The following is a 13,520-nucleotide window of genomic DNA, read 5'->3' on the forward strand; positions in this document are numbered from 1 at the left end:
TTTTTATTGTTCGCAATCGAGGCTATGATGGCAAATAATTCAGGAAAATAGCTTTTATCTTCCGTAATTACCTGGACCGTTTACTGATAATAAAAACTGCAAGCGCAAATAGAATTACCAACGGAAGCCAGATATACATATAATTGACGACCGGATTACGCAACTGATCTTGCAGTTTTACTTCCTTTGAAGGCGTCGATCCTTTTCCTAACTTTAATAGATCTTCCTGAGCACTGCTTAGATCCTTTGTGCGGTCACAAATATTTGTAGTGAGATCCCCCTGGAAATCATGGGCATATACTAAGTATGATGCTCCCTCGAAGAAGTCCAGAGAACAACTGGAGAGTTCGTCTAATAGTATAATTTGCGTTTCATCTGCACCCTTCCATGTTTCCTCTACCTCAAATAATATCTTTCTTTTATTTTTCTCATCTTTCATATCAATTACTTTTCCGGAAAAAACTGCTTTGGACCTTTCCAGCTCGTGTTCTACACTCGGAGGTTCTTCACATTTACAAGCATGGCTGATTGATGGGAAGGCTGTAAAGATCATAGGGGAAAGAATAACAAATAAAATTAAAGCGATAAATTTATTTTTCATTTTTAAGGCCCTCCATCAAATAAGTACTGACTAAAAATTGACGGTTCCATGCTTATACATGTTACATTTTTTCAGAATTACTTTCACCATGATTTTGTAACAAAAATTTACTCATAATGCTTCAGAACATCCTGCTCAAATTCAAGTATCGTTTTTCCAGTTACTTGTTCCAAAGCTATATAAAAATCATCTGTTTCCTTTGTTTTATCAATCAGGTCTGTCACCACATTTTCACCGTAATCTTGCATCAAATAGTTGACGGTGAAATAACTTTGCAAATATGGGTCGGCATCTGGGTTAAGACGAGCTTCCTTCCATTTATCTTCACCACTGATGCTTTTGAGTGAGAGTGTCTCGTAATGAAAAGATTCGTAATGAACCTCCGTTTTGTCATTTCCTATATACTCCGCGACCCCTTCAATAAACCATAGAGGAAACGCATCACCCATTGCTCCTGAATCGCCAATTTTTCTGAAGGTAGCATAGTGAGCGTATTCGTGTAATATCGTTTTCTGAAAATAATATAGGGGCGTTTCCAGTTCCTGTAGGATACTATCCACTTTTTCAGGATCTATGGTAAGTCCCATCACTTTAAGAAAATCAGAATAAAATCCTGCTGCGCCATCTATATTTGAAAGCTGTTCCAGGTTTTCTCTATTCATAAAAATCAGATCAATAGAGCTCTGATCATAGTCACCAAGGAGTTGATAAGTTTTCGTATTTGCCCGTTTCAGTGTTTCAATAACCAGGGGTATTAGATCCTTATTTTCTTCCTGATAATAGATTGTTACATGATCATCCTTCTTCATCATACTTTGCCTTTTGAGTTCAGTTTCTAATTCACTGTCATAGTTTAAATGCATTGCAGTTCTTAATGTCTCGTATAAAGTGGAATTCTCCCCTGTCCGATCATTTAATTCCTTCTGAAACATTTTAAGCATACCGAACATAGCGACTATAAAAATGATAAGTAATATTGTAAAAACAGTCACCCAAAACCTTATTTTGAAAAGCCCTTGCCACTCATTCGTTTCCTCTTTTCGATAACTCTTCAAGCAGCAAAATCATCTTCTCGTTTTGCTCAATCATTCTCTCATTTTGCTGCCTGAGTCTTGTAAAATCATAAAGGAAAACTAGCAGGATTACTGTTATAAAAATAGTCAACTTTGCTCCCCCTTATGAATCTCTTTCCTAATCGTTAGCCAGTCGCGACTTATCTGTTGCTTTGTCATTCTATCAATATCCGAAATCATAATTAAAATGAAACTAGTAAAGTCCTCTGACTAACCTAATCGTCATCAAATTTCAGGTTCCCTATGATGCTACTCTTGTGTTCCTGGCTTAAATTATGTGCTTTTTTATATAGAGGACTGTCCTTCCCCTGGCTCAGTTCTCCTACAAACTTTATCTCGACTTTTCCTTTCAATTGATTCCATAACTGATTCAATTCGTTTATGTACTGCTTGACCGGTCCTTCATATGCTTTCATATCAATAGAAAAACCAGAAGTCCATGCTTTTTGGTCTGTGAAGATCATTGCTTTCTTGATTTTTTTCTTTTTTATTAGCTTAAATGCATCGAGGATTGCAAGCATTTCACATACAATCGGCTTCGCCGTTTTGATCCTTCTCACCGTTGAATAGCCGGTTGCTGCATTTCTGTTTCTAACGATGACTAATCCAGTCCCGGCTGTGAAATTTTTAAAGTCGTAAGATCCGTCCACGATTATGAAAGGCACATTGCTAGGTACATTCCCACAAATAGGCATCAGCAACTCTTGCATCGACTGCTTAGTTTTCACACCTGTGGTTACATCCCCTTTACGGTAATAATCCAAAATGTCATGGACATGGTAAAAATCGTTTTGACCTACCTTTTGAAATGGAAGCCCATTTTTCTGGAGATTGACTAATCTTTCTTTTGTAGTCCTCAACGTAGATAAAATGACTTCCTGAGTGACGTATTCATCAAGAGACCGGCCTTTCTTGTCGCGAAACTCTCTTTCCAGCCGCTCCTGGGAAGGCTTATAGGTCTTGAGCCATTCCAAGACTTCCCTTTCTAAAAACCGGTATTCGTTCCCGATTAAATAATGGGGCATGCCATCATTTAAGCAGGCATGCAGTTGCGCTTTTGATATTTTTGCTCTGCTTATTAATTCTCCCCTTAACAATAATGCTTCAGGCAATTTTAGAAGAGTAGATGTTGTCATGTGTCACCTGCGTTTCTGTTTTTTAAACCTTATAATAATTTTAACATTCCACAAAATTCAATAATATCCATTTTTTTCTTAATTAAATAAATAGGTCATTTTATCTATAAATAAAAATTCCCCTGACCAGTTTGGCAGGGGAATTCAATTAAACCATATTCTTTTTAGCTGGGCCTCCATGAAGTTCGTTATAAAGGTTCTTGAATTGCAGGTACATGGAGGTGCGCCATGGAACAATCATCCCGAAGGCAAGGATCCAGAACATTCCGCTTAGCTCGCCGACATCAATAGAACTGCTCAGAACGAGCTTGGCAATAACTCTGACGACTAACAGTCCGATCAGGATAAAGACAAATGCTTTAGACCTCTTGAGGTAAATTTGTTGATTGCGTATTTCGAACTTGGACGTTTTAATCAGCAGGATGGAAAATAACATCCCTACTGTCAATGCCTCTATAATCTGTAAAAAATGTACCCTGAACATCGGAAAAATGAACATGAGTGCACCTGTACTCATGAAAATCGGCGGCAAAATGATTTTCTTGGCTGTTGCTGGTTTTTTCGCGGCTTTCATCCGCATGAACGTTACGAATATAGCCATGCCGACAGCTCCAACTGTTGATGCCAGAACATAATTCATTTCATTTTTCATCCCTTATTTATAGAATTCCCCTATTATTATAATGAAAATAAGCCATTTAAGATAGACTTAAATGGCTGTTTCTTACCTTAGTACTCTTGAGATGGAATCGACTACCTGTGAATCGTCGAACGGTTTCACGATGAAATCCTTGGCACCTGCTTCGATTGCGTCAACAACCATCTTCTGCTGGCCCATTGCCGAACACATTATGATTTTCGCGTCTTTAAAATCTCTTTTGATTTCTTTTACTGCGTCCAGCCCGCTCATTTCAGGCATGGTAATATCCATTGTCACCAAATCGGGTTTCAACTCGCGATAGAGCCTCACTGCTTCACGCCCGTTTTCTGCTTCCCCTACGATTTCGTGATTCGCTTTTTTCAGAATATTGGTTAAGGTGATCCTCATAAATTTTGCGTCGTCCACTATCAAAATTCTGGCCATCGCTGTATCCTCCCCGACAATCACAACAAGTATATAAAAGTGCTAATTTTCTCCTATATTACTATATAACTATATTCACTGGCTATTTTCAATGTAAAGACACCGAAAAATTTCTTCTTTTGGAAAAAATATCTTATGAAAAAAATCTCATATATGGACATATATCTCCTAAAACTTTCGAAGCCTATAATGTTTTTAAAAACCTGTAAAGTCGCCAAACAACATAGATAGAATGGAAATCAACTTTGTCATCCAGTCAAAGAACAGCATGATCCCGACTAAAATCATGATATAGCCGCCGATTTTAACAATCTTGTTATTATGCTTGCGGATCCATTGCATTTTTCCGATGAAGAATGAAAGTATGAAGAATGGAATCGCAAAGCCAAGAGTATAAGCAATCATATATAGCATTCCCGAACCAGGATTCGAACCGGCAAGCAAAATGACTGAAGCCAAGATAGGCCCTGTGCATGGAGTCCATCCTGCTGCAAACGCCATCCCAATCAAAGCAGATCCAAAAAATCCAGACGGGCGGTTCTTGAATTCAAACTTACGATCCTTCATCAACATTTCCGGTTTAAAGAAGCCGATTACCATCAGGCCAAATGCGACAATAAAGATTGCGCCAAGCTGGCGGATGAGATCCTGATACTGAATGAAAAATTGGCCGACGAACGATGTTCCAAAGCCGATCGCGATAAATATCACTGAGAATCCAAGCAAGAAAAATAATGTATGTAGCAGACTCCGTTTTTGCAGCATCGCATTTTCACTTTTCAGTTCCCCTACTGACATCCCGGTTATATAAGATAGGAAGGCCGGATATAGTGGCAGGCAGCAAGGTGAAATAAAGCTTAGGAAACCAGCTCCCAATGCTATGAATATATTGATATCTGTCATGATTACATCTCCAGTCCGTGTTCATTTGTACCCATTCTAACAAAAACCACCCCTATTATAATATATAAGCTGTGAACAATTTATTAATTCTATAAAAAAGATGTTTAACTTGAAAATATGCGGGTAAATAAACATGGTGTTTTATTTTAGCAGGAAAATTATTTACAAATCTTTCTTTTGAAATTTGGCAGCAAATGCTATATACTTGAATAACACTTGAAATAATTTCTATATTTATAACCTTTTTACATAAATGTAGGTTAATAGACTGCAGTAAGATAAAACAGGAAAGGATTTTCAAATTGTCTAAAGAGCAACTGATCACCCTAATTGAGAAGAAACGTGAAGAATTGATTCAAATCGCTTCGAAGAACGGCCTTAGCTCAAATCTTGCGATCCACCACAGTCAAGAGCTTGATGAACTACTAAACGAATATAATCGCGCATACATAAAGAAAGTTCCAGCCCATTAAAAAACAGCTAAACGCATTCGGCGTTATAGCTGTTTTATTTTTTTTATATAATGCTGTTCCCCACAAATTGTTGTTTTCACACCTGGTTTTTAGTCCGTATTTTTTTAACTTCGAACTCTTTATGAAGAGGTTGCAGGCCGAGGACTTAATTGAAACTCGTAAGACTTTTGGTAGTGAATGTACAAAGTTTACGAAAAGAGCCTTATATAATTAACCTACTACATCTTCCACGCGTTCGACTGAACCATTTTGCAGCAAATACATCTTGTGGTAAAGTCCTTGCTGGGCAAGGAGTTCCTGGTGAGTTCCTCGTTCAATGATTTCACCGTGATGCAGAACGATGATTTGGTCTGCATCCTGGATCGTCGACAAACGGTGGGCAATCGCAATCGTCGTTCTTCCCTCACGCATTTTAGCAAGTGCTGACTGTATTGCTTCTTCCGTTTCCGTATCAATATTTGCAGTTGCTTCATCGAGAACGAGAATTTTCGGATTCGCAGCAATCGTCCTGGCGAAGGCAATCAGCTGCCTCTGCCCGCTTGAAAAAGTAGAACCGCGTTCCGTAACCTTCTGATTGTATCCATCCTCCAGCTTTTCAATGAACGAATCAGCCTGGACAAATTCCGCGGCCCTTTTGATATCTTCCTCATTTAAACCATTATTATGAAGTTTGATATTATCACCTATTGTCCCAAAGAATAGGAATGGATCCTGGAGAACAAGCCCCATTTTATCACGCAGTTCATTTACCGGGTAACTTTTAATAGAAGCGTCATCAATTAAGATTTCCCCGCGATTGAAATCATAAAAGCGCATCAGCAGATTGATGATTGAACTTTTGCCGCTGCCGGTATGCCCGACAAACGCCAATGTTTCCCCAGGGTTTACTGTGAAGCTGATGTTTTTTAACACATCGCGCTTCCCATCATAAGAAAAGCTGACATCCTTGAACTCGATTTTCCCTTCATTAATCTTTTTCGCTTCAGTTCCTGTTTGGGCAGGTGCAAGTTCTTCTTCATCAAGCAATTTAAACACGCGTGAAGCTGCCACAATTGCCTGCTGGTACATCGACAAACGCATCATCATATTGTTAACCGGTTCAAAGAAACGGTCGAGATAATTGATGAAAGCATAAAGGACGCCAATTTCAATCGGGCTGTTAAATGAATTGATTCCAAAAAAACTAAGCACGATAATCAGCGCAAAGACATATACAAGGTCAACTGCCGGCCGCAGCAAGAGTCCGTCTGCCTTGATGTTTTTCATGCCTGCTTCGAAGTGCTTTTCGTTGATTTCACCGAATTCTTTTTTCAGCCTTTCTTCTTGGCGGAACATCTGGATGATGGCCATCCCCTGAAGAGATTCACTAAGCTTCGCATTGAGCTGGCTTAAGCGCTCCCGCATATCCTGGTAAAACTTTGAGCTCAATTTCCTGTACATGCTCATAATGAATACGATCATCGGTAAAATCAGCAAAGTGAACAAAGCCAGTTTTACATTGAGTATGAACATCGCCACAAAGATTCCCGCCAACAAGAAGCCGCTCTGAATAAAGGTCGCGATCACGCTGACGAACATATCCTTAATTGCTTCGGTATCATTCGTTACCCTTGAAACAAGGGAGCCGGCAGGAGTTTTATCAAAAAATTTCAATCCTAATTGTTGTACCTTCGTAAATACGTCAATTCGCATTTGCTGGATAATCTTCAAAGCGATCTCCTGAAACTTCAATAGCTGGAAGTAGGAGACAAGGACATTGAGGATCTGGATTCCCATGTAAGCCGCGCCCAGCAGCAACATCGGTTTGAAAGGCATATACCCTTCCCTTAAATAATCATCAATGAAAATCTTCACAAGGATCGGTCCGAGAACATCGCCAATCGTCGCGAGCAGCAGGAATCCGAAGGCTGCAAAAATCATTCTCAAATGTGGCTTTGCATAAGCGAGAAGCCGGAACAGCACCGAACGCTGTTCTTTTGCGTTTAATACAGGCGTTTTTTCCATATGTCACCCTCCCTGCTCGACAAGCTCTTCAAGCTGCTGCCTCAAATACATATCCTTGTACCAGCCATCCTGTTCCATCAGCTGATCATGTGTGCCTCGTTCAGAAATTCGTCCTCCATCAAGGACGATGATCAGGTCAGCATGGTGGATTGCACTCAAGCGGTGGGCAGTGATGATTGTTGTCTTATCTTTTCTATTTTCCTTCAAGGCTGATAAAATTTGTTCCTCTGTCTTCGCGTCGACCGCAGACAATGAATCATCGAGAATTAGAATCTCTGGATTCATCACTAATGCACGAGCAATCGAAATACGCTGCTTCTGGCCGCCCGAAAGTGAAACACCCCTCTCGCCAACTATCGTTTGATAACCTTCTGTAAATTCAAGGATATCATCATGGATGTTTGCGATTTTAGCAGCTTCAAATATTACATCTTTTCCAACGTTCGGATTTGCGAACGCAATATTGTCATGTACAGTTGCCGAAAATAGAAAATGATCCTGAGGCACATACCCGATTGCCTCTCTTAATCTTTCCATTTTATAATCTTGAATATTCTTGCCGCCAACGCTGATGCTTCCGTCTGTCAAGTCGAATTCACGAATGAGCAATTTAAGCAAAGTGGTCTTCCCGGCCCCTGTTTTACCAACGATACCTAGCGTCTGACCCTTGCCAAGCTCGAAATCTATCTTTTTTAAAATTGGTTCCTGGTCATTTGGATAAGTAAATGAGTGTATATTGTAGGCAATGCTTCCATAAGGAATGATGTCCAGGGCATCCGGTTTGTCCTGAATGTCTATTTTTTCATCAAGCAAAGCCGATACACGATCATACGAAGCCCGGCCGCGTTCGACGATATTGAAAAACCAGCCGAAAGCAAGCATCGGCCAAATCAAAAGTCCTAAATAGGAAGTGAATGAGACAAGCTGCCCAATCGTCAATTCTCCATTCAAAACATACTTGGCCCCGAATGCGATCGATAAGAAGAATGAGATACCCACTATGATTGAGATGGTTGGATCAAATAACGCATCTACCCTTGCAACCGAAATGTTCTTTTTCACAACATCTTCAGATTGCCTGCGGAAATCCTCAATGTCTTCTTTTTCCTGGCCGAAGGTTTTTATCACCTTAATTCCTGTGATGCTTTCCTGTGTCTTGTCGTTCAGGTCCGAAAAGGCTTCCTGGGCTTTATGGAATCTCTTGTGCAGCATCGTTCCATACCAGCTGGTCAGCACTGCCATAAGTGGCATTGGTATCAACGCAATCAGCGTCAGTTTCCAGCTGATGGTCGCTGCCATCGCGAGGATCACGAATCCTCCCGTTGAAAGTGAATCAACAAATGTTAGCACTCCTGCTCCCGCTGTCTGCTGGATTGCCGACAGATCATTGGTGGCATGAGCCATCAAGTCACCAGTCCTTCTCTTCTGGTAAAAGGACTGCGACATACTCGTAAAGTGGGCATAAAGCCTGTTCCTTAATAATCGTGACAACTTTACTGCTGAACCGAATATCATGATCCGCCAATAATAACGCAGTGAATACATGGCCAATCCAGATGCAGCAAGTACAACAATCCACTTCCCAAGTTTTCCGGCAGTAAGAGTGCCGTTTGTAATTTCATCTACGACAATCCCTATCACTCTTGGCGGAACAAGCTGAAGCAAAGCCACGAACAATAACAGGAAAACCCCTGTCAGATAAGCCCTCTTCTCAGCTTTAAAATACCACATCAAATCCTTGAATACGCTCATATGTATTTCCCCCAGACCCCTTAAATGCTTAAATAGTTTATCAAATATTTGTAAAATGGGGAAGATTTTTTCTTTTGCAAACTGAAATTTCTATATAGTCAGTTCACGAATATTTAATTCACGCAAAATCTTTTTGTTCGGTTTTTTGTGTTATTTTGTTGAATAATTTACATAGAGTGTTATAATTGCAATAAATTAAATACCTTCGCTCATATAATCGCAGGAATATGGCCTGCAAGTTTCTACCGGATTACCGTAAATGATCTGACTATGAGTGAGCAATGCAGGGGGCAGAGCTCTACCCTCTGATTGCCTATTGCTGCTTAACAGCCCAAAGGTCATTGCTTCACTCATTTTATGATGTGAATGCATGACATTTGGGCTTTTTTTATTGCTCTAATTTTCAGAGGAGGAATACGATGGAACAGCTAATTGAAAAAATTAAAAATGAAGGGAGCGTCCTATCATCTTCCGTACTAAAAGTAGACACCTTCCTAAATCACCAGATAGATCCCCAGCTCATGCTCGCCATTGGCAAGGAATTTGCCAAAAGATTTGACGGATGCGGAATTACTAGAATCTTAACAATCGAATCTTCCGGTATTGCTCCTGCTGTGATGGCAGGTATGCATCTGAATGTGCCAGTCGTATTTGCCAGAAAAAGAAAATCTCTGACTCTAGTAAATGATCTTCTTACAGCATCCGTTTACTCTTTTACTAAGCAAGAAACTAGTGAAATTTCCGTTTCAAATAAATATCTATCAGAAAACGATAAAGTGCTTATTATTGATGATTTCCTCGCAAATGGACAAGCCGCTATTGGCCTTGCAGAAATAGTCTGCCAGGCGAAAGCATCCGTTTCGGGAATCGGAATAGTAATAGAAAAAGGATTTCAGGAGGGCGGAAGTATACTTAGAGAACGCGGATACCGAGTGGAATCATTGGCTATCATAAACTCTCTGGAAAATGGAATCATCCAGTTTGATCAATCACCAGTTGGAAAGGCGGAAATAACACGATGAAAAAGAATCCATTAAAAATTGCTTCACTAGGAATTCAGCATGTACTAGCAATGTACGCTGGAGCCGTAATTGTACCGCTGATTGTTGGCGGATCACTTGGATTAACGGCAGAACAGTTAACTTATTTGGTTTCCATCGATATTCTCATGTGTGGCATCGCGACCCTTTTGCAGGTATGGCGCAATAAATTCTTTGGAATTGGTCTTCCTGTTGTACTGGGCTGTACATTCACTGCCGTAGGTCCAATGATCGCCATTGGGGGACAATACGGTATTTCTGCCATCTATGGCTCCATCCTTGTTTCCGGTATCTTTGTTGTGGCAATATCAAAGTTCTTTGGGAAGCTTGTGAAATTTTTCCCGCCAGTTGTAACAGGATCTGTTGTTACGATTATCGGGATCACTTTAATCCCTGTCGCGATGAATAATATGGCTGGCGGACAGGGAAGCCCAGACTTTGGTTCCCTCACAAACATTGGTCTTGCATTTGGAACATTGCTGTTCATCATTGCACTGTTCCGCTTCTTTAAAGGCTTTATTCGCGCCATTGCCATTCTGCTTGGTTTGGCAGCAGGAACAATGGCTGCTTATTTTATGGGCAAAGTGAATTTTGCAGCTGTTTCGGAGGCTTCCTGGTTGCATTTGCCTGCTCCGTTTTATTTCGGCCTTCCTACCTTTGAGCTAACAGCCATTTTGACGATGATTTTGGTAGCGATGGTCAGCCTAGTTGAATCAACTGGAGTTTACTTTGCGCTCGGTGATATTTGTGAAGAAAAGATCGAAGAAAAAGATCTGGCAAATGGTTACCGAGCTGAAGGGCTTGCGATTATCCTTGGAGCAATATTTAATGCTTTCCCATATACAACTTACTCACAAAATGTAGGCCTTCTCCAGCTGTCAGGGGTAAAAACAAAAAATGTCATATACACTGCAGGAGCTTTCTTAGTTCTGCTTGGGCTTGTACCTAAAATTGGCGCATTGACAACAATCATCCCGACTCCGGTTCTTGGAGGAGCAATGGTGGCTATGTTTGGTATGGTAGTTGCCTATGGTATAAAAATGCTCAGCAAGGTGAATTTCGCTTCTCAGGAAAATCTATTGATCATTGCATGCTCTGTCGGAATGGGTTTAGGCGTTACAGCAGTGCCGGAATTATTTGCGCAAATGCCTTCCAGCATCCGAATCCTGACAGATAACGGAATTGTGGCAGGAAGCTTAACAGCAATTGCATTAAATCTGGTATTCAATGTTTTTAAGGACAGTAAAGTGGTCCATCATGCTTCCTTATCTGAACAGAAGGCTTCCTAGCTAAACTTCAGGTTTTGAAAATAGACATTATACAAAAAAATGACGTGTGACTGTTCACACGTCATTTTTTATAACTGCATTATCGGCATTTGTTTTAACTTCTATTCCAATGCCTGCTTCAGATCCTCAATCAGATCCTCTACATCTTCAATACCTACTGATATTCGGATCAATCCATCAGTAATTCCCAGTTCCGCTCTTCTTTCTGCTGGAATAGAGGCATGTGTCATTTTTGCCGGGACGGAAATCAGGCTCTCGACTGCTCCAAGACTTTCAGCAAGTGTAAAATACTTCACTCTTCCCAACACCTCAGCCGCTTTTTCCGCGCTTCCGACATCAAAGCTGACCATGCCTCCAAACCCTTCTGCCTGCTGCTTCGCAATTGCATGCTGCGGATGTGTTTCGAGGCCTGGATAATAAATTTTCTTCACGCTCTCGTTTTCTGAGAGAAACTCGACGATTTTCTTTGTATTTGCCTCGTGGGCTTCCATTCGGAGTCCAAGGGTTTTGATGCCTCTTATCAGTAACCAGGAATCCTGCGGTCCCAAGATTCCTCCTGTTGAGTTCTGGACAAAGTGAAGATCATCTGCAAGCTGGTCATCATTCACAACAACCAATCCAGCGACAACATCGCTGTGGCCTCCAAGATATTTAGTTGCAGAATGAAGAACGATATCAGCTCCTAATGCAAGCGGCGTCTGCCAGTACGGTGTGCTGAAGGTATTATCCACGATGGTCAACAAGTCATGTTCTTTTGCCAACTGAGCGGATGCCTTAATGTCCGTCACCTTTAAAAGTGGATTTGTTGGTGTTTCAATATATAACGCCTTAGTATTAGGCTGAATCGCCGCCTTGATTACATCAAGGTCGGTTGTGTCGACAAAAGTGGACTCAATGCCAATTCGGTTCAAGACCTTGTTCATCACCCGATACGTCCCGCCATATACATCATCGGTAAGGATGATATGATCTCCAGAACTGAAAAGCATCATGACGGCAGTGATTGCTGCCATCCCAGAACCAAATGCGAAGCCTCTTTTCCCCTCTTCCAAATCCTTGATCAATTCTTCCAATGCAAACCGGGTCGGATTCCCCGTTCGGGAATATTCATATCCCTTATGGACACCGACATCCTGTTGTTTGTAAGTACTTACTTGATAAATAGGAAATGATACCGCTCCCGTCGTCTGATCTCCAGGAATGCCGCCATGAATCAATTTAGTCTTGCGTTTCACTCAAATTCCCCCTTCGTAGATTTTTTTGCTTAAGTAACGCTCGCTTCCATCTGGAAACACTGTCACGATGTTTGTGCCAGGAGGGGCTTTATGAGCTTCTATCAATGCTGCGTGAAGAGCTGCGCCAGAAGAGCTTGCAGCAAGAATGCCCTCTTTGGCCGCGAGTTCTTTCACGCGTTCAAATGCATCCTGATCGAAAATTGTATGAATCTCATCAAAATAGTTAGAGTCCATATAATCCGGGAGAAATTCCATCCCGATCCCTTCTGTTTTATGTGGAACAGACTGTCCTCCATTAAGAATCGAGCCCTCCGGTTCCACAATAACAGTCTTGATCATAGGATTTTTTTCTTTTAAAAACCTTGCTGTCCCCATGAATGTGCCGCCAGTACCTGCACCGGCTACAAAAATATCAATCTCACCTTTTAGGTCTTTCCATATTTCAGGGCCAAGCGTTTTATAGTAGGTTTCCGGGTTCACTGGATTGGAAAATTGCGAAGGAGAATACGAACCAGGAATCTCTTTCAGCAGCCGTTCAGTTGTGCGGATGGCCCCTTCGATTCCTTCAGCAGTTGGTGTATGGACAATTCTTGCTCCCAGGGCCTTCATGATTTCCTGTTTTTCAATGCTGAATTTTTCAGGAACTACAAAAACAACATTAATATTCCTGTTGATGGCTGCTAGCGCAAGGCCAATCCCCGTATTGCCAGCTGTAGGCTCAATGATTGTCCCGCCTGCAGATAATTTACCTGTACGAAAAGCCTCATTGATCATTTCCTGTCCCAGGCGGTCCTTAATACTGCCGCCCGGGTTCAGGTATTCCAATTTTGCAAATAAACGGACATGGTTTGGCAGCTGAAATTGAGTAAGCTCAATCATAGGTGTATGTCCAACAATTTCATGTATACTGCGGTAAACCGTCATGACTAA

General features: G+C 41.1%; 14 protein-coding genes and 1 riboswitch. Of the genes, 3 read left to right on the forward strand and 11 right to left on the reverse strand.

Annotated elements, in window-relative coordinates; genetic code table 11:
- Positions 1–67 precede the first annotated feature (67 nt).
- From M3204_RS16960 to M3204_RS16990, 7 genes are all read right to left on the reverse strand, one after another.
- On the reverse strand, positions 68–601 hold the full coding sequence (locus M3204_RS16960; RefSeq protein ID WP_251484486.1) for a hypothetical protein: 534 nt from the start codon (positions 599–601) through the stop codon (positions 68–70).
- Positions 602–708: 107 nt separating this feature from the next.
- On the reverse strand, positions 709–1,593 hold the full coding sequence (locus M3204_RS23900) for a collagenase (RefSeq protein WP_251484489.1): 885 nt from the start codon (positions 1,591–1,593) through the stop codon (positions 709–711).
- A 31-nt stretch (positions 1,594–1,624) separates the two neighbouring features.
- Positions 1,625–1,765 carry a hypothetical protein gene (locus M3204_RS16970; RefSeq protein ID WP_251484492.1) on the reverse strand — a complete coding sequence of 47 codons (141 nt, stop codon included), beginning with the start codon at positions 1,763–1,765 and terminating at the stop codon, positions 1,625–1,627.
- 124 nt (positions 1,766–1,889) lie between these two features.
- The gene (locus tag M3204_RS16975; protein WP_251484495.1) at positions 1,890–2,810 is read right to left on the reverse strand and encodes a hypothetical protein; all 921 of its coding nucleotides are present in this window, start codon (positions 2,808–2,810) and stop codon (positions 1,890–1,892) included.
- A gap of 148 nt (positions 2,811–2,958) precedes the next feature.
- Complete coding sequence (locus M3204_RS16980; RefSeq protein WP_251484498.1) at positions 2,959–3,450, reverse strand: CcdC family protein; 492 nt, start codon at positions 3,448–3,450, stop codon at positions 2,959–2,961.
- An 84-nt stretch (positions 3,451–3,534) separates the two neighbouring features.
- Positions 3,535–3,894 carry a response regulator gene (locus tag M3204_RS16985; RefSeq protein ID WP_251484501.1) on the reverse strand — a complete coding sequence of 120 codons (360 nt, stop codon included), beginning with the start codon at positions 3,892–3,894 and terminating at the stop codon, positions 3,535–3,537.
- 195 nt (positions 3,895–4,089) lie between these two features.
- A complete protein-coding gene (locus M3204_RS16990) occupies positions 4,090–4,797 on the reverse strand; it encodes a cytochrome c biogenesis CcdA family protein (protein ID WP_251484504.1) in 708 nt (235 codons plus the stop codon).
- 302 nt (positions 4,798–5,099) lie between these two features.
- Between M3204_RS16990 and M3204_RS16995 the strand changes: the two genes are divergently transcribed.
- Positions 5,100–5,270 carry an aspartyl-phosphate phosphatase Spo0E family protein gene (locus M3204_RS16995; RefSeq protein ID WP_251484507.1) on the forward strand — a complete coding sequence of 57 codons (171 nt, stop codon included), beginning with the start codon at positions 5,100–5,102 and terminating at the stop codon, positions 5,268–5,270.
- 210 nt (positions 5,271–5,480) lie between these two features.
- Here M3204_RS16995 and M3204_RS17000 read toward each other — a convergent pair whose 3' ends face one another.
- Together M3204_RS17000 and M3204_RS17005 are read right to left on the reverse strand one after the other, a co-directional pair.
- Positions 5,481–7,274, reverse strand: a complete 1,794-nt coding sequence (locus M3204_RS17000) for an ABC transporter ATP-binding protein (RefSeq protein ID WP_251484519.1) — start codon at positions 7,272–7,274, stop codon at positions 5,481–5,483.
- A gap of 3 nt (positions 7,275–7,277) precedes the next feature.
- Entirely contained in the window at positions 7,278–9,026 is a 1,749-nt protein-coding gene (locus M3204_RS17005) for an ABC transporter transmembrane domain-containing protein (protein WP_251484522.1), read from the reverse strand.
- A gap of 189 nt (positions 9,027–9,215) precedes the next feature.
- Positions 9,216–9,317, forward strand: a riboswitch (purine riboswitch).
- Positions 9,318–9,445: 128 nt separating this feature from the next.
- Here M3204_RS17005 and M3204_RS17010 point away from each other — a divergent pair.
- Positions 9,446–10,048: a xanthine phosphoribosyltransferase gene (locus M3204_RS17010; protein ID WP_251484525.1), complete on the forward strand. Its 603-nt coding sequence runs from the start codon at positions 9,446–9,448 to the stop codon at positions 10,046–10,048.
- Entirely contained in the window at positions 10,045–11,355 is a 1,311-nt protein-coding gene (locus tag M3204_RS17015) for a nucleobase:cation symporter-2 family protein (RefSeq protein ID WP_251484528.1), read from the forward strand. The genes M3204_RS17010 and M3204_RS17015 overlap by 4 nt, the downstream gene beginning before the upstream one ends.
- A 101-nt stretch (positions 11,356–11,456) precedes the next feature.
- On the opposite strand, the gene M3204_RS17020 is transcribed toward M3204_RS17015, so the two are convergent.
- Positions 11,457–12,590 carry a bifunctional cystathionine gamma-lyase/homocysteine desulfhydrase gene (locus M3204_RS17020; RefSeq protein ID WP_251484531.1) on the reverse strand — a complete coding sequence of 378 codons (1,134 nt, stop codon included), beginning with the start codon at positions 12,588–12,590 and terminating at the stop codon, positions 11,457–11,459.
- The gene (locus M3204_RS17025) at positions 12,591–13,514 is read right to left on the reverse strand and encodes a PLP-dependent cysteine synthase family protein (protein ID WP_251484533.1); all 924 of its coding nucleotides are present in this window, start codon (positions 13,512–13,514) and stop codon (positions 12,591–12,593) included. It abuts the gene before it with no gap.
- Between the last annotated feature and the right edge of the window lie 6 nt (positions 13,515–13,520).

It is taken from the genome of Mesobacillus subterraneus, assembly GCF_023715485.1.
GTDB lineage: Bacteria > Bacillota > Bacilli > Bacillales > Cytobacillaceae > Mesobacillus > Mesobacillus subterraneus_B.